The 25,771-nt window shown below is 49.5% G+C and carries 20 protein-coding genes, 3 tRNA genes and 2 pseudogenes; 13 read left to right on the top strand and 12 right to left on the bottom strand.

Annotated elements, in window-relative coordinates; translation table 11 throughout:
- The 7 genes from pduV to ACI2I2_RS11695 all read left to right on the top strand — a co-directional run bounded on the left by pduV (position 1) and on the right by ACI2I2_RS11695 (position 6,138).
- A complete protein-coding gene (gene pduV / locus ACI2I2_RS11665) occupies positions 1–447 on the top strand; it encodes a propanediol utilization protein PduV (protein WP_404658055.1) in 447 nt (148 codons plus the stop codon).
- Positions 437–1,660: an acetate/propionate family kinase gene (locus ACI2I2_RS11670; protein ID WP_404658056.1), complete on the top strand. Its 1,224-nt coding sequence runs from the start codon at positions 437–439 to the stop codon at positions 1,658–1,660. Before pduV ends, ACI2I2_RS11670 begins: the two co-directional genes overlap by 11 nt.
- Before the next feature lie 122 nt (positions 1,661–1,782).
- Positions 1,783–1,858 (top strand) — tRNA-Asn (locus ACI2I2_RS11675).
- Positions 1,859–2,014: 156 nt separating this feature from the next.
- Positions 2,015–3,469 (top strand): AMP nucleosidase, encoded by a 1,455-nt coding sequence (locus ACI2I2_RS11680; RefSeq protein ID WP_404658071.1) that lies wholly within the window; start codon positions 2,015–2,017, stop codon positions 3,467–3,469.
- A 17-nt stretch (positions 3,470–3,486) separates the two neighbouring features.
- Entirely contained in the window at positions 3,487–5,253 is a 1,767-nt protein-coding gene (locus ACI2I2_RS11685; RefSeq protein WP_404658057.1) for an aminopeptidase P family protein, read from the top strand.
- A gap of 225 nt (positions 5,254–5,478) precedes the next feature.
- On the top strand, positions 5,479–5,832 hold the full coding sequence (locus ACI2I2_RS11690) for a type II toxin-antitoxin system RelE/ParE family toxin (RefSeq protein WP_330986124.1): 354 nt from the start codon (positions 5,479–5,481) through the stop codon (positions 5,830–5,832).
- A 3-nt stretch (positions 5,833–5,835) separates the two neighbouring features.
- The gene (locus ACI2I2_RS11695; protein WP_404658058.1) at positions 5,836–6,138 is read left to right on the top strand and encodes a helix-turn-helix domain-containing protein; all 303 of its coding nucleotides are present in this window, start codon (positions 5,836–5,838) and stop codon (positions 6,136–6,138) included.
- A 378-nt stretch (positions 6,139–6,516) separates the two neighbouring features.
- Here the strand turns inward: ACI2I2_RS11695 and ACI2I2_RS11700 are convergent, their stop codons facing one another.
- The 3 genes from ACI2I2_RS11700 to ACI2I2_RS11710 form a co-directional block, all read right to left on the bottom strand.
- Positions 6,517–7,398, bottom strand: coding sequence for a nucleoside-specific channel-forming protein Tsx (locus ACI2I2_RS11700; RefSeq protein ID WP_404658059.1), 882 nt, complete (start codon positions 7,396–7,398; stop codon positions 6,517–6,519).
- Positions 7,399–7,602: 204 nt separating this feature from the next.
- Positions 7,603–9,165 (bottom strand): bifunctional metallophosphatase/5'-nucleotidase, encoded by a 1,563-nt coding sequence (locus ACI2I2_RS11705; protein WP_404658060.1) that lies wholly within the window; start codon positions 9,163–9,165, stop codon positions 7,603–7,605.
- A 326-nt stretch (positions 9,166–9,491) separates the two neighbouring features.
- The gene (locus tag ACI2I2_RS11710; protein WP_404658072.1) at positions 9,492–11,039 is read right to left on the bottom strand and encodes a bifunctional metallophosphatase/5'-nucleotidase; all 1,548 of its coding nucleotides are present in this window, start codon (positions 11,037–11,039) and stop codon (positions 9,492–9,494) included.
- Positions 11,040–11,189: 150 nt separating this feature from the next.
- On the opposite strand from ACI2I2_RS11710, the gene ACI2I2_RS11715 reads away from it, so the two are divergent.
- Positions 11,190–12,332, top strand: a complete 1,143-nt coding sequence (locus tag ACI2I2_RS11715; protein WP_404658073.1) for a cytoplasmic protein — start codon at positions 11,190–11,192, stop codon at positions 12,330–12,332.
- A 377-nt stretch (positions 12,333–12,709) separates the two neighbouring features.
- Here the strand turns inward: ACI2I2_RS11715 and ACI2I2_RS11720 are convergent, their stop codons facing one another.
- The 6 genes from ACI2I2_RS11720 to ACI2I2_RS11745 all read right to left on the bottom strand — a co-directional run bounded on the left by ACI2I2_RS11720 (position 12,710) and on the right by ACI2I2_RS11745 (position 19,041).
- Positions 12,710–14,236 carry an aryl-sulfate sulfotransferase N-terminal domain-containing protein gene (locus ACI2I2_RS11720; protein WP_404658061.1) on the bottom strand — a complete coding sequence of 509 codons (1,527 nt, stop codon included), beginning with the start codon at positions 14,234–14,236 and terminating at the stop codon, positions 12,710–12,712.
- Positions 14,237–14,484: 248 nt separating this feature from the next.
- Positions 14,485–14,874: a M15 family metallopeptidase gene (locus tag ACI2I2_RS11725; protein WP_404658062.1), complete on the bottom strand. Its 390-nt coding sequence runs from the start codon at positions 14,872–14,874 to the stop codon at positions 14,485–14,487.
- Entirely contained in the window at positions 14,861–15,187 is a 327-nt protein-coding gene (locus ACI2I2_RS11730) for a phage holin family protein (protein ID WP_404658063.1), read from the bottom strand. The genes ACI2I2_RS11725 and ACI2I2_RS11730 overlap by 14 nt, the downstream gene beginning before the upstream one ends.
- 426 nt (positions 15,188–15,613) lie before the next feature.
- Positions 15,614–15,689 (bottom strand) — tRNA-Asn (locus ACI2I2_RS11735).
- A 104-nt stretch (positions 15,690–15,793) separates the two neighbouring features.
- Positions 15,794–17,182: an APC family permease gene (locus ACI2I2_RS11740; protein WP_330986170.1), complete on the bottom strand. Its 1,389-nt coding sequence runs from the start codon at positions 17,180–17,182 to the stop codon at positions 15,794–15,796.
- A 440-nt stretch (positions 17,183–17,622) separates the two neighbouring features.
- Positions 17,623–19,041 carry a glutamine synthetase family protein gene (locus ACI2I2_RS11745; protein WP_404658064.1) on the bottom strand — a complete coding sequence of 473 codons (1,419 nt, stop codon included), beginning with the start codon at positions 19,039–19,041 and terminating at the stop codon, positions 17,623–17,625.
- A 213-nt stretch (positions 19,042–19,254) separates the two neighbouring features.
- Between ACI2I2_RS11745 and puuD the strand changes: the two genes are divergently transcribed.
- From puuD to ACI2I2_RS11765, 4 genes are all read left to right on the top strand, one after another.
- Positions 19,255–20,019, top strand: a complete 765-nt coding sequence (gene puuD / locus ACI2I2_RS11750) for a gamma-glutamyl-gamma-aminobutyrate hydrolase (RefSeq protein ID WP_404658065.1) — start codon at positions 19,255–19,257, stop codon at positions 20,017–20,019.
- A 25-nt stretch (positions 20,020–20,044) separates the two neighbouring features.
- Positions 20,045–20,602 carry an HTH-type transcriptional regulator PuuR gene (gene puuR / locus ACI2I2_RS11755; RefSeq protein ID WP_330986173.1) on the top strand — a complete coding sequence of 186 codons (558 nt, stop codon included), beginning with the start codon at positions 20,045–20,047 and terminating at the stop codon, positions 20,600–20,602.
- Positions 20,603–20,733: 131 nt separating this feature from the next.
- On the top strand, positions 20,734–22,221 hold the full coding sequence (gene puuC / locus ACI2I2_RS11760; protein ID WP_404658066.1) for an aldehyde dehydrogenase PuuC: 1,488 nt from the start codon (positions 20,734–20,736) through the stop codon (positions 22,219–22,221).
- A gap of 2 nt (positions 22,222–22,223) precedes the next feature.
- Entirely contained in the window at positions 22,224–23,504 is a 1,281-nt protein-coding gene (locus ACI2I2_RS11765) for an NAD(P)/FAD-dependent oxidoreductase (protein ID WP_404658067.1), read from the top strand.
- A gap of 234 nt (positions 23,505–23,738) precedes the next feature.
- Here the strand turns inward: ACI2I2_RS11765 and ACI2I2_RS11770 are convergent.
- A pseudogene (locus tag ACI2I2_RS11770) lies at positions 23,739–25,241 on the bottom strand (EmmdR/YeeO family multidrug/toxin efflux MATE transporter).
- A 7-nt stretch (positions 25,242–25,248) separates the two neighbouring features.
- Positions 25,249–25,347, bottom strand: a pseudogene (locus ACI2I2_RS11775) (DUF5951 family protein); the annotation flags it as partial.
- A gap of 9 nt (positions 25,348–25,356) precedes the next feature.
- Here ACI2I2_RS11775 and ACI2I2_RS11780 point away from each other — a divergent pair.
- A tRNA-Asn gene (locus ACI2I2_RS11780) sits at positions 25,357–25,432 on the top strand.
- 162 nt (positions 25,433–25,594) lie between these two features.
- Here the strand turns inward: ACI2I2_RS11780 and ACI2I2_RS11785 are convergent.
- The coding region (locus ACI2I2_RS11785) for a transposase (protein WP_404658074.1) at positions 25,595–25,771 on the bottom strand (177 nt) is incomplete at its 5' end.

A 25,771-nucleotide genomic window follows, 5' to 3' on the forward strand; every position in this document is an offset into this window, starting at 1 on the left:
ATGAAACGCATCATGCTTATTGGCCCCAGCCAGTGCGGTAAAACCTCGCTCACTCAGTGTTTTCGCGGGGAAGCGTTGCATTATCAAAAAACGCAGGCGATAGCCTGGAGCCCGGAAAGCATCGACACACCCGGCGAATATCTGGAAAACCGACGTCTTTACAGTGCGCTGTTGGCGAGCGCCTGTGAAGCCGATGTCATCGCGTTGGTGTTGAATGCGGATGCCGCCAGTTCGCCGTTTTCTCCGGGGTTCACCGAACCAATGAACCGGCCCGCCATCGGGATTGTCACTAAATCAGACATTGCAGCCACACAGCAAATAGCCCAGGTAGAAGACTGGCTGAAACAGGCCGGAGCGCAAACGGTGTTTATTACCAGCGCCGCGACCCACACAGGGCTGAAGGAAATCAGCACCTTTTTGAATCAGAGGAATGTTCATGTCGTATAACATTATGGCAGTCAACGCCGGAAGTTCGTCCCTGAAGTTTCAGCTGCTGACCCTGCCGCAGGGCGAGGTTCGCTGTCAGGGGATGATTGAACGAATCGGCAAACAAGAGGCGAGCTTTACGCTAAAAGCGGCGGCACAAAAATGGCAGGAAACGCTACCCGTCAACGATCATCATCACGCCGTCACTTTGTTGCTGGATAAACTGATCGCGCTGAAGATAATTAACTCGTTGCAGGATATTGACGGCGTCGGGCATCGCGTTGCGCACGGTGGGGAATTCTTTAAAGACTCGGTAAACATCACCGATGATACGCTGGCAAAAATAGAGCAGTTGGCTGAGCTTGCGCCACTACACAACCCGGTTAACGTATTGGGTATCAAAGTGTTTCGTCAGCTTTTACCCACGATACCTGCCGTGGCGGTGTTTGACACAGCCTTCCACCAAACGCTAGAAGCCTCCGCTTTTCTTTATCCTCTGCCGTTACGGTATTACCAGGAACTGGGTGTGCGCCGCTATGGTTTTCACGGGACGAGCCATAAATTTGTCAGCCAGAAGCTAGCCGAAAAAATGGGTATTCCGTTGAGTGCGCTTCGAGTGGTCAGCTGTCATCTTGGCAACGGGTGCAGCGTCTGCGCAATTCAGGGCGGGAAATCTGTGAATACCTCGATGGGCTTTACCCCGCAATCCGGGGTGATGATGGGCACCCGCAGCGGCGATATCGACCCTTCCATTCTGCCGTGGGTTGCGCAGCGAGAGCACAAAACCCCACAGCAGCTCAACCAGTTGATCAACAATGAATCTGGCCTTTTGGGTGTATCCGGTGTGTCCAACGATTATCGGGATGTCGAACTGGCTGCGGATGCAGGTCATCAACAAGCCGCGCTCGCCCTCACGCTATTCGCAGAAAGAATCAGGGCGACAATCGGCAGCTACGTTCTGCAAATGGGCGGTATTGATGCGCTTATTTTCACCGGTGGCATCGGCGAAAACGCCGTTCGTGCCAGAACAGCCATCTGCAAGAATCTGGGATTTTTGGGGCTGGCGGTAGATGAGCAGAAAAACACCGAGAATGCGACGTTTATTCAGTCCGACAGCTCGGTAGTGAAGGTGGCCGTCATCAATACCAACGAGGAATTGATGATCGCTCAGGATGTGATGCGTATTGGATTGAGCGCTTCGCATCCGCAAAAAGTGTGTCTCAGTGAAGCGTGATTCGGCATTTTTTCAGCAAATCCTCACTTTTTGCTGAAATAGTCAGCAATCAGCACAGTTGAATGCACAGAGCCTTTGACATGCTGCGCGGGCATCGCTAATATTCGCCCCGTTCACACGATTCCTCTGTAGTTCAGTCGGTAGAACGGCGGACTGTTAATCCGTATGTCACTGGTTCGAGTCCAGTCAGAGGAGCCATATTTGAGAAGCCTGCTCAGGAAACTGAGCGGGCTTTTTGCTTTTCTGCATTCCGTTCGCATTCCCTTCATTGTTCGGCATTTTCCGCTGGCTTTTGTGTCACATTCCTGTGACATTTTATCGGGTAAAACCGAGAGCAGACACATGGAGCGAATGATGAATAATAAGGCTACCGGCCTCACCCCGGAACAGGCGCTGGAACGACTCGACGCGCTCTATAATCAATCGGTCGCGGCTTTGCGAGAAGCGATAGGTCGTTACATCAACGACAGCACCCTGCCAACTCCTGAAGAACGCGCAAAAGGGTTGTTCGTCTACCCTTCTCTGTCCGTCTCCTGGGATGGTGAAGCGCATAATGCCCTGAAGACTCGCGCCTGGGGCCGCTTCACGCATGCGGGTTGCTACTCAACGACCATTACTCAACCCACGCTTTTCCGCCCTTACTTGCTTGAGCAGCTCACGTCGCTGTATCAGGATTACGGTGCAAACATCACCGTCGAACTGTCTGAGCATGAAATTCCTTATCCGTACGTGATTGATGGCTCCACGTTAACCCTGGATCGCTCCATGAGCGCCGGGCTAACACGTCATTTCCCGACCACCGATTTAGCGCAGATTGGTGATGAGACCGCCGATGGTCTGTTCCACCCGACCGAGCTTTACCCGCTGTCGCACTTTGACGCTCGCCGCGTGGATTTCTCCCTCGCTCGCCTGCGCCATTACACCGGCACGCCCGTTGAACACTTCCAGCCGTTTGTGCTGTTCACCAACTACACCCGCTATGTGGATGAGTTTGTGCGCTGGGGATGTAGCCAAATTCTTGATCCAGATAGCCCGTATATCGCGCTGTCTTGTGCCGGTGGCGTGTGGATCACCGCCGATACTGAAGCTCCGGAAACCGCCATTTCCGATCTGGCCTGGAAAAAACACCAGATGCCCGCCTGGCACCTGATCACTAAAGACGGACAAGGCATTACGCTGATCAACATCGGCGTGGGCCCGGCTAATGCCAAGAATATTTGTGATCATCTGGCCGTGTTACGCCCGGATGTGTGGATGATGATTGGTCACTGTGGCGGCCTGCGCGAAAGCCAGACCATCGGCGATTACGTGCTGGCACATGCTTATCTGCGTGACGATCACGTGCTGGATGCTGTACTGCCACCGGACATCCCGATTCCAAGCATTGCCGAAGTGCAACGAGCATTGTACGACGCCACGAAACAGGTCAGCGGGATGCCCGGCGAAGAGGTCAAACATCGCCTGCGCACCGGGACTGTCGTCACCACCGACGACCGTAACTGGGAGCTGCGTTATTCTGCTTCCGCGCTGCGGTTCAACCTGAGCCGCGCGGTCGCCATCGATATGGAAAGCGCCACCATCGCCGCTCAGGGTTACCGCTTCCGCGTACCATACGGCACGCTGCTGTGCGTTTCTGATAAGCCGCTTCACGGCGAAATTAAGCTGCCGGGTCAGGCGAACCGCTTCTATGAAGGGGCCATTTCTGAGCATTTGCAGATTGGGATCCGCGCCATCGACTTGCTGCGAGCTGAGGGCGATAAACTGCACTCACGCAAACTGCGCACCTTTAACGAACCGCCGTTCCGCTAATGAACAGGACAAGTACCATGCAAACGACCGCCCCGCTTTCCGCGCTACGAGGCTACCTGGCTGAACACGACCTGGATGGCATGATTGTGCCCCGTGCCGATGCCTGGCAGAGCGAATATGCCGCCCCGCACGATAATAAACTCGAATGGGTTTCCGGGTTTTCTGGCTCCGCCGGGGTCGCGCTGGTCCTTCAGGATCGCGCCCTGATTTTTGTTGATGGCCGCTATCAGGTTCAGGTTCGTCATGAAGTGGATCTTAAGGCCTGGGACATTCATCACCTGCATAACGATCCGCTGGAGAACCATCTTCCGGCGGGCAGCCGTATCGCTTTCGATCCTATGCTGATGGTTAACAGCCAGTATGAAGTCTTGAAGAACACCGATTGCACGCTAGTGCCACTCGCCGAAGATCTGTTTAACACGCTCTGGCACGATCGCCCTGCCGCGCCATGTGGCTTGATCCGTGAAATGCCGCTGAACGTTGCCGGAGAAAGCAGTGAAGCCAAACGCCAGCGCATCGCAGCCGTGCTTGATGCCCACGGCGCAGATTATCTTGCCATCACGCAGCCGGATAACATTGCCTGGTTGCTGAACGTGCGCGGTGCCGATATCGCCACCAGCCCGGTGCCGCTTTCGTTTGTCCTGTTGAGCCGCAAAGGTGATGTGGAATGGTTTGTCGATAGCGCTAAAACCGTGAACCTGCCGCAGGCGCTGCTTTCCGGTTTGACGCTGTCGCCGATGGATCAACTGGTGCCGCGCTGCCAGCAAATTGCATCGGGTAAACGTGTTCAACTGGATGCGGACAGCGCCCCTGTTGCACTGCGTTTTGCCGTAGAACAGCACGGCGGCGAAGTCTATTGGGATGCAGACCCAATCACGTTGATGAAAGCCACCAAGAATGACACCGAACTTGAAGGCTATCGCGACAGCCACCAGAAAGACGGTGCCGCATGGGTGAATTTCCTCGCCTGGCTGGCGCATGAAGTTCCGGCTCGCATTGCCGCAGGTAACCCGCTAACCGAGCTGGAGGCACAAGCCAAACAGCTCGCTTTCCGCGAACAGCAGGACGGCTTTATCGAGATGAGTTTCGGGACGATTTCTGCGGCGTCAGCCAACGCCGCGATGTGCCATTACCACTCAAGCGAAGCCACCAATACGGCGATTACCTCCGACAGCTTCTACCTGAATGACTCCGGCGGCCAGTACCACAACGGCACCACTGATGCCACACGTACACTGGCATTTGGCCCAATGGATCAACAGCGTAAACTGCATTACACCGCAGTGCTGAAAGGTTTTCTGTCGCTGATCACCCTGCAATTTCCGTCAGGCAGTTTTGGACACCAACTGGATGCCTTTGCCCGTCGTTCTCTGTGGGAGCTGGGCGTTGATTTCGATCACGGCACCGGGCACGGCGTGGGTCATCAGTTGCTAATCCACGAAGCGCCGCACCGCATCGCCAAAAAGGTTAACCCGTGGCCGTTGGCGGCAGGCAATATCATCACCATCGAGCCGGGCTACTACCTGGAAGGGGAATACGGCATTCGTATTGAAAACCAGGTCGAAGTGGTCGATACCCTGCCGGGCTTCTGTAAATTCTCTTCACTGACGCTGATCCCTATCGATCTGAGCCAGGTCGACATCACTCTGCTGAGTGAGCAAGAAAAACAGTGGCTGGATGATTACCACCAGCAAGTGCGCGAAACCTTATCACCGCTGGTTGATAGCGATGCGCGGCCGTGGCTGTTTAGCGCAACCGCACCTGTTCGCGTACAGGGCGGGTAATTCCCTACTAAAGCCCGGCGGCGCACTGCTTAGCCGGGCTGATAAAAGCTTGCTTGTCCGATCCCCTTCGCAAGTTTCATGCCGCTGATGTAACAGCTGAAAACTCCTCTGAATGTGCCTCGTGGTTTTACTTCTTCTTCGTTTTTTCACCGCTTATTTTTCTTCACACTTACGATATAGGTTTACACCTATATTGCTTTTAACCTATATTGCTGAGGTGGAAACGTGTGGGAAATTGAAGTCACAGAAACGTATGAAAAATGGCATTGCAGCCTGAGCGATAAACAGAGAGCACGCGTGATTGCAACACTGCGACTCCTGAAGACTGAGGGGCCAATGCTTTGCAGGCCTTATGCAGACACAGTCAAAGATTCACGCTTTAGCCACATGAAAGAGTTACGCATTCAAAGTCATGGCGAACCACTAAGGATATTTTTCGCCTTCTCCCCTTCCCGTTCGAGCGTGTTGCTTTGCGCGGGGAACAAGGCAGGCGATGACAAACGCTTCTATGAGGTGATGATCCCCTTAGCCGATCATGAGTACACCGAATATCTGAACGATTTATATGAGTCGAGGTAAGAAATGGTTAAAACACTGGAACACCTTCTGGCCCAGGAAAAACAAGAAGTGCTGGCCGAAGCCGAGGCTATCTATCAGGAGATCTGCCTCGACTACAATCTGGCGAAACTCCGCGAGAAGATGAAAAAAACTCAGGTCGAAATGGCGCGGGCGCTGGGCATTAAACAACCGACTGTCGCCGGCATGGAGAAGGAAGGTCGCGATATCAAGCTCTCTTCGCTGAAACGTTACGTGGAAGCGACAGGCTGTAAGCTCAATCTTGATATAGAACTGCCAGATGGCACCCATTTCGGCTTTAAGCTGTAGCGGATGCAGAAAAGCAAAAAGCCTGCCCGTCTGCAGGCTTTTCTAAATATGGCACCTCTGTCTGTGTTAGATACCGCTTAAAATGGAATAGCATTCATAATAATAATTACTACCTGACCTTTTGTTAAACGACTAATACATAGCCAGATAAAATAATCATCGACATCAAAAACATTATTTGTTTTACCACGGTAGTTCTATTAGATAATCCGCCAAGTGCCAATTTACAGTCCAAGAGAGTTCGTAAACCTCGACAAAAGCATGGAGGTCATTGTTATAAATATGGCAGCATATTTGAAGTAAGCCCCAAATCACAAAGTCTATTGAATACCTACCACAATCAACTTTAGCTTCATGGCTGACATCTTTCAGACATATTTAAAAAGTGTAACCGACAGTTAAATAGTAGGCCCACCCCGTTGAGTCTATACGTGTGGCCTGCCCTTTACTGTCAAACGCTTTACTCCCCTCTTCAAATTGCCCGCCATGATAGAAATAACGTAAAGTCGCGCCATAGCTCCAGTGAGGATAAACTAAGCTGATTACATTAGTAGCAACGATTGAGTTATTTGTACGGGAGTAAAACTGTTGCTCACCGCCTGATTGTTCTTTCAAATCAGAACCGAAATCAAAATTAGTAAAACCGACATAATTTAACTTCCCACCAAGTAGCGTGGTAATGGGAATAAAATATTTTAATTTAACGCGATAGCCGTCCCATTCATTTTCGTTGGCAGCGTTATAATTATTCCCCTGGTATTTAGCATAAATGTTTGCAGATAGGGTCATCGATAGCCCTGTGTCAATATCAGTGCCAAGCCCCATATACCAGGTGCTCTGGCGCTGTCCTTCGTTTGTACCCGCATCATAGATATAGTTGTGGGCGAAATACCATTCTTTAAATGGACCAAAACTCAGGTCGAGTCCTGTTATTTTGTCGATACTAAACCGTGGTTCTATTTCCATAAAGAATGGAGAACCATTATCCCAAATACCGATGTCGTTATCATTTCCTAATCCGAAAAATTTAGGTAAATCCGCATAACCATAAAAGTCGAACCAATCCACATGCGCCCATGCACGATACTCTGGATAGAGATCTGATCTCTTTTGTGGTCCAAAGCGAGTGGAATTGCTGCCGACTATATTAACGCTTTGATGCCACCAATCCGAGAGATACCCATCATTTCCGGAGTCTGCAAACGCTACCACTGGCAATAATATAAATGCACCTGATAAATAATATTTCATTTTTTTCATGCATATTTCCTTCCGCAGAGAGAGATTGGAAAAGACTATCCATGTAATAAAAACCAAAACTTCATCAAGATATGGCAATCATTTACTATTACTATTACTTTATGATGTAATTGAGGAATATTAACCACTCAACCATTCCTGGCACGTTAATAACCGTGTATTATCTAAAATACAAACCTGCACTTCGACACTCATTTATAGCATCTATCTGGCTGCACTTACATCAACCACCCTCATTTCTGGATCTGGCTTTAATGGGCTGTGAACCTTAATATAATCAATAATTGATTCAGCAGAGGTAGTGCTATTGATCGTTTTGACATTTTTTCCTTTTAAGAATGCCTCAAATCCATCGCCACCTGTCGCACAAAATGAGTGTGTAGCAACACGATATGTCCTGGTTGGATCGATAGGTTGATTATTAATAGTGAAGCTAATAATCCGTTTACCCACCGGCTTTTTACTATCGTATTCAACATGAACGTTTTTTGACACTTGCAAAATACCATTGGTGAGATTAGTTGCATGAATCATTAAATTGGTGAGATCTTTTCCGGTGAGATCCATTTCAACCAGTTCGTTATTAAATGGGAAAGTGGTAATGACATCGCCGTATTTTAAATTTCCTTGCGGAAAATCAGCACGCAATCCCCCGCTGTTTTGTAACCCAACAACGGCATCAGGCACTTTAGCCATCATGGCGTCGATGATTAAATTACCAATAGGTGATGATTCACCATAAGAACGAGTGAAGGGCGTAGTTGTCGACCCAATAACCTGGTCAGTGATACTTCTCAGCCGGGTATCCCACTCATCAATTCTGGCTTGCACTTTTGGATCGGGTTTATATTCGTCAGCAAATACAGTTATTAGCTTTCCATTATAGCTATCAATTCTTTTCGTTCGGGGATTAAAATTCAATACTAATTTACCGATATCAGTACCATAGGCATCCGTTGAAACAACAAGTGTATCGTTGACTTTAATTGGCTCTGGTGTACCCACATGAGCATGACCTGTGATCAACACATCAATACCCTTAAATTTCTTCACGGTATTGATATCAGCTTGCAACATTCTGGCTACGTCTTTATTCCCATAACTTGATTGACGCGCGGGTGTACCTTCATGGATGAGCAGTACAATGATATCAGCTTTGCCTTTTAACGCATCAAGTCCTTTTTGAATATAAGGACCCTCATCACGAGCCTCTGAGCCAGCGTAAGCCTTAGCCGCAATAGTGTCATAAAATGCAAACTTTTGATGTATCCCAATCACGCCAATTTTTACGCCATCTTTTTCAATAATCGTCCAGGGTTTATTCCAGATAAGTTCATCACTGTTGGTATAAAAAACATTGCCTAGCAAAATGGGGAAGTTAGCTTTTGATAGCTGTTTAACCATATTGTCAACGCCATGGTCAAATTCGTGATTCCCCACTGATACAGCATCAAAAGGCATTGCATTCATTATATCAATAATTGCCTCACCTTTGGTCAGCGTGCTTATATAGGGACCAGTAAAGTAATCCCCGGCATCAAAGAAGAAGACACCTTTACTTTTTTTCTTAGCATCATTGACGATGGACGCTATATTGGCAAAACCACCTACCAGACGTTCTTTGTCGATGGCTGGAATTTTACCCGGAGAGACATGAGCATGAAGATCGTTGGTATAATAAATTGTCACATCCTTCGCACTAATTGATGCAGTTAACGTTGCGAATAGACACAACGTAATCAAACTAAGCTTTATTGTTATCTTCATAACGAGTTCCTTAGAAAAATATTATACTCCGTTCAAGGGTTCATGCAGGTGCATGAACCCTTTCGACATAGGCAGCAGAATCAATTAACCTTTCAATAATCGATTTTCAACAGCTATTTTTATAGCTTCATGTTCTATTCATTTACAGTAATTAGCGCGGTAGCGAGTAATCCAGATGATTCTGTTTACCAAAATAATCTGGCACAGCCGTCGCCCTTATGGTATTAAGGCGCACTATCACGTAAAAATTACATTGTAGAGAGGTAACAAAGATATTACCGCTCACATCACTAAACTTGTCTGAAACCTCTCTGAGAGCATAATCTTTATTTTTTTACATCCGCTACGCGCATGCCCTTGAGCTGCTCATCCGTAATGGTGTTACCCGCCTTGAAGTAATCAATCACGGCATTAGACACATAGTAACCGCCAGCTGTATTACGTGCTTTACCCTCGGTAAAGGTGGCAAAACCATCACCGCCATCTGCAAGGAAGCTTTGGGTGGCAATAGGGTAGACTGTCGCATCCTCAATCGGTTTGCCATTAAGTGTAAATTCAACGACCCGCTGCCCTATCGGTTTACTGCTGTCATACTTCATCTCCAGGCCTTTTGAAACCTGCAAAACGCCATTACTTAAACTTGCGGAATGTTCCATCAAAGTTCGCAATTGTTTACCCGTGAGATCCATGGTGGCCAATTCATTTGCGAAGGGGAACGTACTAATCACATCGCCCATCGTAATTGCGCCAGACGGGATCTCACTGCGAATACCGCCTGAGTTGGTTAAGGCTAACTGTGTATTTTTCCCCGCGGCAGCCAGCAAAGCGTCCGCAGCCAGATTCCCCAGAGAGGCTGATTCACCGTATGCGCGCGTTAATTCAACCGGCGACTGCGCCACCGTTTGTTGAACCACTTTATCAAGTTTCTTATTCCAGCCGTCAATGACCTGTTGCGTTTGTGGATCGGGCTGCCACTCATCCGCGTAGAGGGTTTTAAGCTCAAATTTTTTCACCGTGAACTGATGCGGCTTCGTGTAGTCCAGTACCAGTTTCCCTACATCAACACCGCCACTGTCGGTCGAGAGGATCAGCGTTTTGCCTACCTTAATCGGTTCCGGTGTACCAACGTGCGCATGTCCTGTAATCAAAATATCCAGGCCTTTTACCTGACTTGCCGTTTGAATATCTTTATCCAGTGCACGGTGCACGTCGACTCCCCCCATACTTGACTGACGCGCCGGCGTGCCTTCATGAACCAGCAATACGGTCAAATCGACTTTTCCTTTCAGTTCATCGATATAGCTCTGCAGCCACTTAATTTCATCCCGGGCTTCAATCCCTACGCGCGTTGCCGCCGAAACGGTATCATTGAAGGCAAACACACCGTGCAAACCAATGACGCCAATTTTCACGCCATCTTTTTCAACGATGGTATAAGGTTTATCCCAGAATAATTTGCTGCTGTTCTGATAGAATATGTTGCCCTGTACCACAGGGAAATGCGCCTGGCTTAGCTGTAATAACGTATTATCCCAGCCATGATCAAATTCATGATTCCCTATCGTGACAACGTCAAACGGCATGGTATTCATAATATCAATAATTGCTTTACCCTTCGTTAAGCTACTGATATAGGGGCCAGTAAAATAGTCGCCCGCATCAAAAAACCATGTTGCTTTACTTTTTGCTTTTTCCTTTTTAACCAGAGTGGTGATATTCGCCCAGCCACCGACGTCTCGTTTACCCTCAGAAATCCAGGGTACTTTATAAGGCTCCACGTGAGCATGGAGATCATTGGTATAAATAAGGGTGAGATCCTTGGCACAAGCCCAAAAGGGTAACGCCAGCAGAATACCTACGGTAACGACATTTATATTCGATTTTATATTCACAACCCATTCCTTTCAGTTATATAAAGATTCGTTACTTTACGTTCTGAAAGCATTTTTTATGCGAGTCTGCTCACACAATCAACCAGCAGTGATGAGCCAAAATCAGCGACCTCTTGAAATCGTTGGTGACTGATATTGACTCTATTTACGATTAATACCTGCAAATCGTTTGGTTGCCGCAATCTAGGGCTTCCCATATCAGCATCTGCAGATTACAACTGGCCAGATTTCAGACTGGGATTTCCGGCATTGCACTGTCGAGCCTGCGGGAGTTATCCACCGCTATTTGATGAGCAACAATTTAATGAATGGCTGTCTGTATATTTAAGGACATATGCTTCGGAAAACGGTCATTTTTGTCCTGAATGTTTTTGCCAAAAAACGATTTGCTATGGGCATAACCCGCGGGGAACGCAGCGCGTTCAGTGCCGCATGTGCAGAAAAGTCTGGACACCCAAACAGCAAAAGCCAGGAAAAATAGTGCTCCCAGAACGAATTGAAACGGTTGCACTCATCGTGCCGTTTCAAGGGAATAGTACAGAACAGAAACTGTATGTTCTGCTCAGTTTCGATGCCGTCCGTGGTAATGTTCTTCATGTCTCCACAAATTTTACTCAGCATGACATGGGTGAAACTCTGCGGTATCGCTGGCGCGGGATAGCTGAGCCTGATTTACTGCATAGTGATATCGTGCAGCGTGTTGATATGCGCGAGGCGCAATTTCTACATCGTAGCCAGTTTGATGAAATTCAGTACGGAAGTGCGGTTCTGAAACGTAATGCCAAAGGTGCGATGCTGCGTCCAGTTATTGCAGCTCACGGACATTTTCGAGTACTGAACATTCTTTTTCCTGAGGTTAGGATACATATTATTTCACACGAAAGCTTTCTACGAGGAGCAGTTATTACTGTTTGGGCAGATCTGTTTCGCCAACGGGAAGGTGAGCTTTGGTTTATAGAAGAAGAGATAAATGACAGTAATATTTATCTGCCCTGGGAATTTCAGAGAACAACACAACATGGTTGGTGGCAAGGTCAGTGGCAACTGTGGGCTCAGGGAAAAAACCGTAAGATGGTTTGCCCCTTAACAGGGGGTGACCGCGGTAACGCGAAAACGCTCTCTTTAACGGCCAGCAGGTATTTTATCCACTGGCTATATCAACAACCGAAGTTTACCCACAGTACTCAATTATCCGCAGGGCGCGTAACGCAAATACTACTTTCTCTGGCGCAGGATTATAACGATGAACTTATCACAGCGCCTTCTGGCTATTAGTACTGGATAATTTCCTTGATGATGAAGTCATGGCCTACGGCAGAGTCATTTATCACCGCCGGTTCTCAATAGTAAAGGTGTGGCCAAGTAATTACCCATCGGTACTTGCCGCCATACCTTCCCATATCCTCGCTAGTATCATATTGTTATAAAAAACTAACATGATGGGTAGAGTAATCCAAAGTTTAAGGCAGTGCTACAGTTGACTGCGGCCTCATCGTCAGGAATAAATTTCTATAGAGGTAAGTATTTAATACTTATCATAAATGGTTAAGGGTTCATGTAGAAACATGAACCCTTTTAACATGTGCAGTCAGATCATTCAGTCATTAAAACCTGATGACCAAATGCATCTGCACTTTGTAACTGCATTTTTATTAATTAACAGTAATTGAAGCCGTAGTGATTAAGTCAGATAGTTCTGCCTCGTTAAATAATCTTGCACGATAGCCCTCTGCAGGGAATTGAGGCGCGCCATCAGGAAGAGAAATTACATCGTAGATAGTGGCAACCATATTGCCGTTCACGTCGGAGATAAAGAATGAACGGGCATGGTTAGTAAAAATAGCAAAGTAATCGCCATGGTCAAACACTCCTCCCATAAAATCAGTCCATTGGACGATGGGTGTTGTGGGTAGCTCAATAGGGGCATGAACTTCTACAGCTGTTTGGGCAGCTAAGTCTACAGCATAGAATAGAATACGAGCCGGTGGTGTTGAATAGCTATCGGTTGTCGCATCGTCATTCATCGGGCGAATAACAGGATTTTCATCCACATCAAGGCAAGATCGATTATCAAAGACAGATAAAACAAATTTCCCCAAGGTAGAATCGATATTTTCAGCAAATGCACTATTGTTAGTGATACACACAGTGTGAGCACCATTTTCATAGTTAGTAATACCGAAATTATCAATATGAATAGTTTCTGGATTTACCGGAAATTGTGGATTGAAATTACCGGTATTGATCGCCCACAAGATACTACCATCAGCGATAGATATGCCAAAAGTCGTACTCGTCGAACGGGAATGAACAATAACTGCCTCTTCATTATTTGGACTACTTGCAATCCATGAAAGCGAATTCAAATGAATATCATTTGGAGTGCTATTATTTAAAATTTGAGAGCCAGCATACTCGCTGGTGTAATTTTTTGCCCAAATCATTTTCCCGGTATGATCGTTAAATTTTAGAACCCAGGAATCTTGTCCCATTGTATTGGTTATGCGATTAGGACTATCGTTGCCAAACATATAAATATCGCCTGCCGAATCCCAGACTAAATCGTGAGTATTTGAATAGTGATTGCCATCAGAATCACGCATGTCGAATTCAAAAATAACATTCCCGAGAATGTCAATTTTGAAAAAGCGGCGGCCATACCACGACATATCTTCATCGCTACCAGTATAGATATAACCATTGTGAATTCTCAACGGCTGGAGATGATAAACCGATAAAAAGTTAAAACGCAGATCACCATTCTGGTCGTAACCTCGGCCAGTAGACTGCATTAACCAACTATTTCCCCATACCGATGTAAATAGCGAAGGATCTGTTTGTTCAATCTCGAGGTGGAAGATCACAGATTTATCATAAACCTGATCTACCGTGCTAATAGAGAATTGTTGATTGAAAACTTCAGCACCAGTTTCATCCTTAAACACGACCTGGACGCTGTTTGCATATTGCGCATAAAGGCCAATAACTGGAATTTTTATGGTTTGGGAAACTGCATAAATCAGATCTGATGTATAGGAAAAATCTACGCTGGTTGGGCTGGTTGTCCTTTTTGATACAGTGTAAGAATAGCTTACTGGTGTATCTGAAGTAAAATAAATATATGCAGCAAGCTGATTGTCGGCCGGTGCAAGTTCGGTTTTAACATAATTAATTGTCATGATTGTATTCCTTTTGGGTCTTGCAATAAAATTATTGAAGCGTTTTATCAGACAGCAATACTTCGCTAATAGGAAAAGCGAGAAAATGAACGTCTGACGGATAACGTAAACTGTGATAATTAAAAACGGATTTGTATTATAATGCTCCTCTAAAAAATAAATGGGTAAACAAGGAAATGGCTAATCATCCTGAAAATACAGGTGAATCAGATTATCTGTAGAAATAGTTCCACTAAATATTTCAGATGCTATTCAGGATACATTTTTCGTGAGAGTTGGAAATGAACGCCATCCTTTATTTCCGTCCAATCGCCACCCCACTCAACATCAACAGATAAATCCTTAGCTGCCTTAAACACAGCCGTGGCGATTGTCTGGTAATGTTTAAACTCCCAAGATACTGAACCATTTATAACTGCGAATATATCGACGGCATGTCCCGTTAAATGCCTGCTTTTTGATGTTAATGATTTTCCTGATGCCAAAAGCTCAAGCTGCCGCTTTTGGTTCCTTAACCCTTCAGAAATGCCGAAATCGACAGGTGATAATTTCAAAGCTTTTCTCATCACATCAGAAAGGTCCTTATGCACACCTCTAAGGTGCTTTTCGGTAGTTTTACCAAATTCATGATTTATCATTACTATCTCCAGAGAATTTTTTCCAGTAATAATTAAGGGCAACAACACCCATTGCGCCTGATATACCGCTGACTGCAAGTGAAGTGTGAAATACGGTCCCAAGGCTTTGGGACATCAATCCAGAAAGTACGCCGGTAAACCCTGATACAACAATCTGTGCTAATGCCGAAAATAAATTCTTTCCCGACTGGCCAGATTTAACGTCAAGGAGATATCTAACAAGACCTCCCCACCCTCCGAATAATATAATGTAAATCCATCTAAAAAATGCATTTGATGATGGGTCTTTCCATGGCAAAACAATTACCTCCAAAGGTTGTATAAGTAAAAAATTTCACCGATTGATGAGAATATATTTTCGTAATAGAACTTTATGCTTTTGCTATGCAGTAAATAATAAACGTTGAGCAACCCTATTTTGTGATGAATGTCACACGAAATGAAATCAATAGTTTTTATCGATCAATTTACACTAAATGATAGTTATTTATTATTAATATTAATGATTCTATTTAGTAGTGGAATACATAAGAGAGAAAAGCGGGAGAGGACGTTACCCAATAGCTCGACGTGTAGATGTTTACCGAATGAAAATGTGACCATTTCCAAACGTCATTGCTGCCGATCTGATGTTGATTCGTTACTGCGTGGGGGCTTACCACACCTTATAACCCCTTTGTTGTAGCAAACGCAGAAAAGCAAAAAGCCCGCTCAGTTTCCTGAGCAGGCTTCTCAAATATGGCTCCTCTGACTGGACTCGAACCAGTGACATACGGATTAACAGTCCGCCGTTCTACCGACTGAACTACAGAGGAATCGTGTGAACGGGGCGCATATTAGCGATGCGCCCCCGGCTTGTCAAAGCCTGTTTTTCACATTTTAAATCGTTTGCTGATTTCTTCTCCAGAGCGGATAAAAATCACTCCCAGGCCTGTTCAGCTTTCGCAGCATCGAACTGCGGCGGCGGCTTACGGAAGCGGCCTGTCAGGTAGGTCAGATACAAGATACCTACCGCAGCCCACACCAATCCCAGCGTTAACGACGTCATTTCGAGGTTAACCCACAACACGGCAACCGTGGCTGCGCCCATTAATGGCAGGATCAAATAATGCAGCTTGTCTTTCCAGGTTTTGTTACGCCCTTCACGACGCCAGAAGTGGTTGAACACCGACAGGTTCACGAAGGTAAAGGCCACCAGCGCACCGAAGTTGATCAACGCGGTAGCGGTTACCAGGTCGAAGAACAGTGCCGAAAGCGCCACTACGCCGACCATCAGCACGTTCAGTGCCGGGGTGCGCCATTTCGGGTGCACGTAACCGAAGTATTTCTCCGGGAACACGTTGTCGCGCCCCATCACATACAGCAGTCGTGAGACGCTGGCGTGTGAGGCCAGGCCCGAGGCCAGCGTGTTCACGAACGTGGTGCACAGGAAAATGGACTGGAACAATTTGCCGCCCACGTACAGTGCGATTTCCGGCAGTGCCGCGTCCGGGTTCTTGAAGCGGCTGATGTCCGGGAAGAACAGCTGCATAAAGAAGGAAGCCACAATAAAGATAATGCCACCGTACACCGCCGTCAGGAAGATAGCTTTCGGGATGGTACGTGCCGCATCTGGCGTTTCTTCGGACAGCGTGGTGACCGCATCAAAGCCGAGGAACGAGAAGCAGACTATCGTCGCGCCGGTGATTATCGGGATCAGGTGCGCATTCTGGCTGATAAACGGCTGCAGCGACCAGACGGTCCCTACCCCTTCACCTTTGTGCAGGCCTTGTACCACGAGGAAGATAAACACCACCATGATAGCCACCTGCACCAGCACGAACAGGGTGTTGAAGTTGGCCACCAGGTTGACGCTTTTCAGGTTTGCGGCGGTCAGGATGCAGACAAAGCCCACCACCCAAATCCAGGGCGCAACGCCCGGGAACAGCGCAGAAAGATAAATTTTCGCCAGCAGGACGTTAATCATCGGCAGGAACAGATAATCCAGCAGTGATGACCAGCCGACCATAAAGCCAACGTGCGGGCTAATGGCTTTTTGAGCATACGTATAAGCAGAACCGGCCTGCGGGAACTGACGTACCAGTTTGCCGTAGCTGATGGCGGTAAACAGCACGCCCGCCAGCGCAAGAATATAGGATGCCGGAACGTGGCCGTCGCTAATGCCGGACACAATTCCGAAGGTGTCAAACACCGACATCGGTGTGAGATAGGCGAGCCCCATCACCACCACCTGCCAGAGTTTTAAAGATTTACGCAGCTGCGGTTTGCCCGCCTGCGATGGAAGATCGAGTGATGAGTTAGTCGCCATGACGAAGTCCCCCCAAGGACGTACGGGTTTGCGATGAGATTGTTGTCGTTATTGCAAACCTGCTAAGCCTGGGGGTAAGTCGTAAAAATGAGGGTGTTAACGTCGGGCAATGACCTTGTACTGGTCCGTCGTAATCAATTCGGCAGCGGCATTCGCCTTCGCCGTGCGGGTATTTGAACATCTGCATCATCTCATTTCCTCGTCATACAATTTGTTATTAACTGAAGACCCTTTGTCGCCTGCGCTCCGTTACGCGACGCCGGAAAATGGCAGGTTGCCCTGCTAAAACGTCCAGTCTGGCTCCGCTCAGACCGTATGATGCTGCTTATTTTTTATTTGCCCGGTGGCGACTGCCCGGTGGCAGCTACGCCTTACCGGGCCTACAAACCGGATTTCACTCGTAGGCCGGGTCAGCGCTAGCGCCACCCGGCAACTCGCGGTCAGGCGTTTTTCAGCATCCACTCAATTTCAGTTTCTGTGATCAGACGCTCAAACTGAATTAACTCGTCGTTCTTACAGGCATGGAACACATGGCTGAAACGCTCGCCCATCAGCTCACGCAGGTGGTCGTTCTGCGTGAACTCCCACAGTGCATCACTTTGACGGATAGGGAACGGCAAGCCTTCCTGTTCCAGACCATTACCTTCGACTTCTTCCTGCAGCGGCAGCTCGTTATCCAGGCCGTGCAGAATACCGGCGAGAATGGACGCCATCACCAGATAAGGGTTGGCATCAGCACCCGCTACGCGGTACTCGACACGGTGGTTGTCACGATCGCCACAAGGGATACGCAGCGCGACGGTACGGTTGTTATGCCCCCATGAAGCCTGCGTTGGCACATACATACCTGGCTGGAAACGACGGTAGGAGTTCACGTTCGGCGCTAACAGTGCCATAGATGCAGGCATTAAATCTATCATTCCTGCAAGGGCGCGCTTGAGGATGGCGGAATCTTCGCCATCGGCGTCTGCCAGCACGTTTTCGCCTTTGCTGTTCAGCATGCTGATATGAATGTGCATCCCGCTACCGGCGTGCTCTTCATACGGCTTCGCCATAAAGGTGGCGTGCATTTTGTGCTTCTCGGCCACGGTGCGAACCAGGCGTTTCAGCGCCAGCGCATCGTCACAGGCATCCAGCACGTTATCAGTGTGATGCAGGTTGATTTCGAACTGGCCAGGCGAGGCTTCTGCGACTGCACCATCAGCCGGGATCAGCTGCAGACGTGCCAAATCGTCGATATCTTCCAGCACGGTGGCAAAGTGGTTCAGGTTATCAACGGAGTAAACCTGGCTTTGGGTATTACGGTCGTTGGTGCCCGGGGCGCATGGCGGTTGCAGGTAACCTTCGGTATCGCGCTGACGATCGAGTAAATAGAACTCCAGCTCTACCGCTACCACGGGGAACAGGCCGCGCTGGCGCAGCTTCTGCCAGAGTCGGTTAAGCACGTTCCGCGGCTCAACGTCAAAGGGAGCGCCATCTTCATCCAGCATCGTCAGCTGCAGCTGACCGATATATTCCGGGTCGGCGGCTGACGGGGTTAACGTTCCCAGCACAGGCACACAGTTGCGATCCGGTTCACCTAACTCTTGCCCTAACCCGGCTTCTTCTACCACGTTGCCCAGAATATCCATCGCGAAGACAGATGCCGGGAAGTAGCAGCCTTTCTCAATCTTACGCAGGCTGGACACCGGGATACGTTTTCCACGGAAACAACCGTTCAGGTCGGTCAGCAGAACATCAACATATTGGGTATTCGGGTAACGTTCGAGGTAGGTCTTTACTTCGCGTGCGAACGCGCTACTTCGTCTCTCTTCGGAATGCTGAACAAAGTTCTCAACTTCTACGATATTGGTTTCCATGATTCACCGCCGTTGCTTTGGATGCCGGTCGCTGATTCCCGACCGTTAAATATAATGTCCACTTTTCGACAATGATACCAATCCAAATGTTTGTCAAATGTTAAATTGAGTTTGCAAATAGGTTATCTCGCTGCTAGATTGAGAAAATATTGAACGGAACAGGTCAACATGGATAAGTTTGGCAATAATTTAGTCCAGAATGTGAGGTCGATCATGGTCGATATATTTGACAAGCCAGTTATTGGTGTCGTGATGTGCAGGAACAGGCTTAAGGGTCACCAGACCCAGACATTGCAAGAAAAGTACCTGAATGCGGTACTGAACGCTGGCGGACTCCCGATCGCCCTGCCTCATGCACTGGCTGAGCCAGAACTGCTAAAGGCGCTGCTGCCAAAACTCGACGGCATTTTCCTGCCAGGCAGCCCCAGCAATGTGCAGCCGCACCTCTATGGTGAAAACGGCGATGAGCCTGACGCCGATCCCGGGCGTGATGAATTGAGCATGGCGTTGATTACCGCCGGGCTTGAAAGGCGCATTCCCATTTTCGCCATCTGCCGGGGTTTGCAGGAACTTGTTGTCGCCACAGGCGGGACTCTGTATCGTCGCCTGTGCGATCAGCCTCAGTTCCTTGAGCACCGTGAAGATCCGGAACTCCCGGTGGAGCAGCAATATGCGCCATCTCACGAAGTCCAGGTTCAACAGGGAGGATTGCTTTCAACATTAATACCGGGTTGCAACACGTTCTGGGTGAACTCGTTACACGGACAAGGCGCGAAAACGCTGGGCCCGCTGCTGCGTGTGGAAGCACGTTCGCAGGATGGTCTGGTCGAAGCCGCAAGTGTTCACGATCACCCGTTTGCTCTGGGCGTGCAGTGGCATCCGGAATGGAACAGTAGCGAATACGCTTTATCGCGTATGTTGCTGGAAGGTTTTATCACCGCTTGTCAGAACCACCTCGCTGAAAAACAGCGACTCTGACCCCTACTGTTAAGGAAATGCCAATATGAGCGATGACGGCCTGGCGCCGGGTAAACGTTTGTCAGAGATTCGCCAACAACTGGGTCTTTCACAACGTCGTGCCGCCGAACTGTCTGGATTAACGCATAGCGCCATCAGCACCATAGAACAGGACAAAGTCAGTCCTGCCATCAGTACGCTGCAAAAGCTGCTGAAAGTCTACGGGCTGTCGCTCTCCGAGTTCTTCGCGGAACCGGAAAAACCTGATGAGCCGCAGGTGGTTATTAATCAGGATGACCTGATTGAGATCGGCAGTCAGGGTGTTTCAATGAAGCTGGTACACAACGGAAATCCGAACCGTACACTGGCGATGATCTTCGAGACTTACCAACCGGGTACAACCACCGGGGAGAGGATCAAACACCAGGGTGAGGAGATAGGCACGATACTGGAAGGTGAAGTGATACTGACCATCAACGGCCAGGATTATCACCTCGTTGCAGGGCAAAGCTATGCCATCAACACCGGCATACCGCACAGCTTCAGCAACACCTCGGCAGGCATTTGCCGCATTATCAGCGCCCATACCCCCACCACGTTCTGACTTCCTTCTGGCCTGAGTTTCTCAGGCCTTTTTAAAACGATGCTTTTTTAACAGGATTCATTTTCTGGGGCATTTTGCAGCCTGAATTCGGTGGCTGCGGCAAAAAATTGCATTTATCAGAAGGAGTTACCATGGACTTTCAACATCTGAATTACTGGCAGGACAAAGCGAATAATGCCACGCCAGAAACCCGCTTGTTTATTAACGGCGAATATTGTCAGGCTCAGGATGGCAGCACGTTCGATATTGTCGACCCTGCTGCGCAACGCACACTGGCGCACGTTTCGCGCGGCAAAAAAGCGGATGTGGATATTGCCGTTCGCGCTGCACGCGAAGTGTTTGATCGCGGAGACTGGTCGCAGGCTTCCCCTGCCAAACGCAAAGCCGTGTTGAATAAGCTGGCGGATTTAATGGAGCAGCATCACGAGGAGCTGGCCCTGCTGGAAACACTCGATACCGGCAAGCCTATTCGCCATAGCCTGCGTGATGATATTCCCGGCGCGACCCGCGCTATTCGCTGGTATGCCGAAGCGATTGACAAAGTCTATGGTGAAGTCGCGACTACCGGTGTGAATGAACTGGCAATGATTGTTCGCGAGCCAGTTGGCGTGATTGCCGCCGTAGTTCCCTGGAACTTCCCTCTGCTGCTGGCTTGCTGGAAATTAGGCCCGGCGCTGGCAACAGGCAACAGCGTTATCCTCAAGCCTTCTGAAAAATCGCCATTGACTGCAATTCGTATGGCGCAACTGGCGAAAGAAGCCGGGCTGCCTGATGGCGTGTTCAACGTCATTCCAGGTTTTGGTCATGAAGCGGGTCAGGCGCTTTCTCAGCATCCTGATGTCGACGTGATCACCTTCACCGGTTCAACGCGCACCGGCAAACAACTGCTGAAAGATGCAGGCGACAGCAACATGAAACGCGTGTGGCTGGAAGCTGGCGGCAAAAGCGCCAACATCGTGTTCGCCGATTGCCCTGACTTGCCAAAAGCCGCCGCAACAACTGCCGCAGGCATCTTCTATAACCAGGGTCAGGTGTGTATCGCGGGCACTCGCCTGCTGCTGGAAGAGAGCATCGCCGATGAGTTTATCGCTCTGCTCAAAGAGCAGGCCAAAAACTGGCAGCCTGGCAACCCTCTCGACCCTAATACCACCATGGGCACGTTGATTGATAACGCCCACGCCGACACCGTGCACAGCTTTATTCGCGATGGTGAAACACAAGGCACACTGGCGCTGGATGGCCGCGACGGCAAGCATCCGGCCGCTATCGGCCCGACCATTTTTGTCGATACCGATCCGAAAGCCCGTGTGGGACGCGATGAAATTTTCGGGCCGGTGCTGGTGGTTACCCGCTTCAGCTCTGAAGCGCAGGCGCTGGAACTGGCTAACGACAGCGATTATGGCCTTGGCGCCGCGGTGTGGACCAGCAACCTTTCCCGCGCGCATCGCATGAGCCGTCGCCTGAAAGCCGGTTCTGTCTTCGTGAATAACTACAACGATGGCGACATGACCGTGCCGTTTGGCGGTTATAAGCAGAGCGGCAACGGACGCGATAAGTCCCTGCACGCCCTGGAAAAATTTAGCGAACTGAAAACTATCTGGATTGCCCTGGAGCCTTAATCATGACTGAACATACCACCAGCTATTACGCCGCGAGCGCTAATCAGTATGAACCGTTTCCTCAGCTGAACGAATCCGTCACCTGCGACGTGTGCGTGGTCGGCGGCGGCTACACCGGGCTTTCTGCTGCACTGCATTTGTCTGAAATGGGCTATGACGTGGTGCTGCTGGAAGCGGCACGTATTGGCTTCGGGGCCAGCGGACGTAACGGCGGCCAGTTGGTTAACTCCTACAGCCGTGACATTGACGTGATCGAACGTAACTACGGCCCGGAAGCGGCAAAAATGCTCGGCAGCATGATGTTTGAAGGCGGGGAGATCATCCGCGAACGCATCAAACGTTACCAGATTGACTGCGACTATCGTCCGGGCGGCCTGTTCGTGGCGATGAACCATAAGCAGCTGGAAAAACTGGAAGATCAGAAAGCCAACTGGGAGCGCTACGGCAATACCCAACTGGAACTGCTGGATGCCAACGAACTGAAACGCGAAGTGAACAGTGACCGCTATGTGGGCGCTCTGCTGGATCACAGTGGCGGCCATATTCATCCGCTCAACCTCGCTATCGGTGAAGCTAACGCGATTCGCCTGAACGGCGGGCGCGTCTATGAGCAATCACCGGTGACTAAGATTCAGCACACCAGCCCGGCCGTTGTCAGCACGGAAAAAGGCCAGGTCACAGCGAAGTATGTGATCGTGGCGGGCAACGCCTATCTCGGCGATAAAGTGGAGCCGGAACTGGCGAAACGCAGTATGCCGTGCGGCACACAGGTGCTCACCACTGAGCCGCTGGGCGAAGATGTTGCCCGCTCGCTGATCCCGAAAAATTACTGCGTGGAAGACTGTAACTATTTGCTGGATTACTACCGTCTGACTGCGGATAACCGTCTGCTGTACGGCGGCGGCGTGGTGTACGGCGCACGCGACCCGGCTGATATCGAACGCCTGGTGATGCCAAACCTGCTGAAAACCTTCCCGCAGCTGAAGGGCGTGAAGATTGACTACAGCTGGACAGGTAACTTCCTGCTGACGCTTTCCCGTCTGCCGCAGGTTGGCCGTCTGGATAACAATATTTACTACAGCCAGGGTTGCAGTGGACACGGTGTCACGTATACCCATCTGGCAGGCCGTCTGATTGCCGAGTTACTGCGCGGTGATGCAGAACGCTTCAATGCCTTTGCCAATCTGCCGCACTATCCGTTCCCTGGCGGCCGTACCTTCCGTATTCCGTTTACCGCCATGGGGGCGGCGTATTACAGTCTTCGCGATCGCCTTGGGGTGTAATGCTCGTCATACTTCAGGCTACAGGGGCGTTGGCTGCACTCTCTTACCCCAGTCACTTACTAAAGTAAGCTCCTGGGGATAAGCTCCCTTGCCGCCTACCTGTAGCCAGAATTATTTAGAGCAATGAGTCATATGACCCGACGCACAAGAACGTTGATCCCCCTTGTGCGTTTTTTTATTCATCGCCGAGGTCATTCGTAGGCCGGAGTAAGGCGAAGCCGCCACCCGGCATTTTTATTCGCTCCTGACCCGCGGATATTTCCATAACCAGCGTCCACTGACCATTCGCCAGTAGAACGCCGCGCCGCGCACAGCCCAATCCAGGAACATCCCCAGCCACACGCCGACAACGCCCATACCGAGCACAATGCCCAGCAGATAACCGGCTACCACGCGCGCGCCCCACATACTGAACATCGAGACCCACATCGCGAAACGTGCGTCGCGAGCCCCTTTAAGCCCGGCAGGTAAAACCCAGGAAGCCGACCAGATAGGCATAAACGCGGCGTTCAGCCACAGCAATTCTTTCACCACTTCTTTTACATCGGCCTCGTGGGTATAGAAGGAGGCGAACAGCCCGGCAAAGGGTGCGGTGCCCCACGCAATCGCGGTCAGCACTATCGTCGACATCCAGAACACATGGCGCAGTTGTTTCTCTGCCTGACCAATCTGCCCTTTACCAAGCCGTTTGCCGGTGATGATGGTCGATGCCGACCCTAATGCGTTACCCGGTAAGTTGATAAGCGATGCGACGGAAAAAGCGATAAAGTTACCGGCGATAACATCAGTGCCCATTCCTGCAACGAACATCTGCGTCAGCAGCTTGCCGCTGTTAAACAGCACCGACTCAATACTGGCCGGAATACCAATCCCCATCACTTCCCAGATAATGGCGAAGTTCAGCGGCTTAATGTAACTCTTAAGCGGAATACGCAGCGCCGGGTTAAAGCCCACCGCCAGCACCGCCACAATCGCTACGGCACCGATGTAACGAGAAATAGTCAAGCCAAGCCCTGCACCAACAAAGCCCAGCCCTTCCCACGAAAAGGCACCGTAGATAAGGATGCTACTGATAATGATGTTGAGGATGTTCATCCCGCCGTTTATCAGTAACGGGATCTTGGTGTTCCCTGCCCCACGTAGCGCTCCGCTGCCGATCAGCGCGATGGCCGCAGCGGGATAACTCAGCACTGTCAGTTCAAGATACGTGAGCGCCAGTTCTTTCACGTGTGGCGTGGCTGCGCCGGCAACCACCTCAATAATTTCGCGGCCAAACAGATGGATCACCACCGCAAGAATGATCGAGAACAGCGTCATGATTACCAGCGACTGCCGCGCCGCCGCTCGTGCCTGCTTACGATTACGTTTGCCGAGACTGAAGGCCACCACCACCGTTGTACCGAGGTCAATCGCGGCGAAAAACGCCATGATCACCATATTGAAACTGTCAGCAAGCCCAACGCCTGCCATGGCGTCAGCGCCCAGCCAGCTCACCAAAAATGTGCTGAGCACGCCCATCAACAGGACGCAGGTGTTTTCCAAAAAGATGGGCACAGCCAGAGGGGTGATTTCACGCCAGAACAGAACACGGTAGGTTTTGCGATTTTTATACCAGGTTGTGCGAGTGACGGCCTGGCTTACAGCGGCAGAGAGCTTCAAGGGGTGCCTTAGAGAGAAAGTTGAAACCACGTTTTAAATGATGAGGGAGAATCCGAAAACCTGCAACGTGGAATTCATGGATAATTGTGGGTAAATACAACAAATTGTTGACGGAACCGTCAGTCGTGCAGAAAGCCGTGAATTGGGGTTTGACAAAAAATTTTTCGCCGCTAAGATTAGCCACCTAACCGATTCCTCTGTAGTTCAGTCGGTAGAACGGCGGACTGTTAATCCGTATGTCACTGGTTCGAGTCCAGTCAGAGGAGCCAAATTTAAAAAAGCCTGCTTTCGAGCAGGCTTTTTGCTTTTCTGCGTCTGGCGCAAATAAATATCCTCCGGCATAGCCGGAGGTTTTTCATATGCGCCTATAAGGCTCTGTCACCAGCAGCGCCCTAACAGGCGCATCACGATCTGACATTTGCATCTATGGATTACTTACGGCCCGTAAACGGGCTACCCGGATAGGGGATCGACAACTGCTCACCCATTTTATCCTCTTCCAGTTGGTGCTTTATGTATTCCTGTATCCTGGTCGTATTTTTTCCAACCGTATCAACGTAATACCCTCGGCACCAAAACTCCCTGTTACGGTATTTGAACTTCAAATC

It is taken from the genome of Scandinavium sp. NPDC088450 (assembly GCF_044900545.1).
Classification (GTDB): Bacteria; Pseudomonadota; Gammaproteobacteria; order Enterobacterales; family Enterobacteriaceae; genus Scandinavium.

Coding starts and splice junctions, on each gene's coding strand:
- ACI2I2_RS11745 (WP_404658064.1), bottom strand. CDS start 19,041: ATGGAAACCAATATCGTAGAAGTTGAGAACTTTGTTCAGCATTCCGAA.
- ACI2I2_RS11720 (WP_404658061.1), bottom strand. CDS start 14,236: ATGACAATTAATTATGTTAAAACCGAACTTGCACCGGCCGACAATCAG.
- ACI2I2_RS11695 (WP_404658058.1), top strand. CDS start 5,836: ATGGTTAAAACACTGGAACACCTTCTGGCCCAGGAAAAACAAGAAGTG.
- pduV (WP_404658055.1), top strand. CDS start 1: ATGAAACGCATCATGCTTATTGGCCCCAGCCAGTGCGGTAAAACCTCG.
- puuD (WP_404658065.1), top strand. CDS start 19,255: ATGGTCGATATATTTGACAAGCCAGTTATTGGTGTCGTGATGTGCAGG.
- ACI2I2_RS11740 (WP_330986170.1), bottom strand. CDS start 17,182: ATGGCGACTAACTCATCACTCGATCTTCCATCGCAGGCGGGCAAACCG.
- puuR (WP_330986173.1), top strand. CDS start 20,045: ATGAGCGATGACGGCCTGGCGCCGGGTAAACGTTTGTCAGAGATTCGC.
- ACI2I2_RS11670 (WP_404658056.1), top strand. CDS start 437: ATGTCGTATAACATTATGGCAGTCAACGCCGGAAGTTCGTCCCTGAAG.
- ACI2I2_RS11700 (WP_404658059.1), bottom strand. CDS start 7,398: ATGAAAAAAATGAAATATTATTTATCAGGTGCATTTATATTATTGCCA.
- ACI2I2_RS11705 (WP_404658060.1), bottom strand. CDS start 9,165: ATGAAGATAACAATAAAGCTTAGTTTGATTACGTTGTGTCTATTCGCA.
- ACI2I2_RS11765 (WP_404658067.1), top strand. CDS start 22,224: ATGACTGAACATACCACCAGCTATTACGCCGCGAGCGCTAATCAGTAT.
- ACI2I2_RS11685 (WP_404658057.1), top strand. CDS start 3,487: ATGCAAACGACCGCCCCGCTTTCCGCGCTACGAGGCTACCTGGCTGAA.
- ACI2I2_RS11680 (WP_404658071.1), top strand. CDS start 2,015: ATGAATAATAAGGCTACCGGCCTCACCCCGGAACAGGCGCTGGAACGA.
- puuC (WP_404658066.1), top strand. CDS start 20,734: ATGGACTTTCAACATCTGAATTACTGGCAGGACAAAGCGAATAATGCC.
- ACI2I2_RS11725 (WP_404658062.1), bottom strand. CDS start 14,874: ATGATAAATCATGAATTTGGTAAAACTACCGAAAAGCACCTTAGAGGT.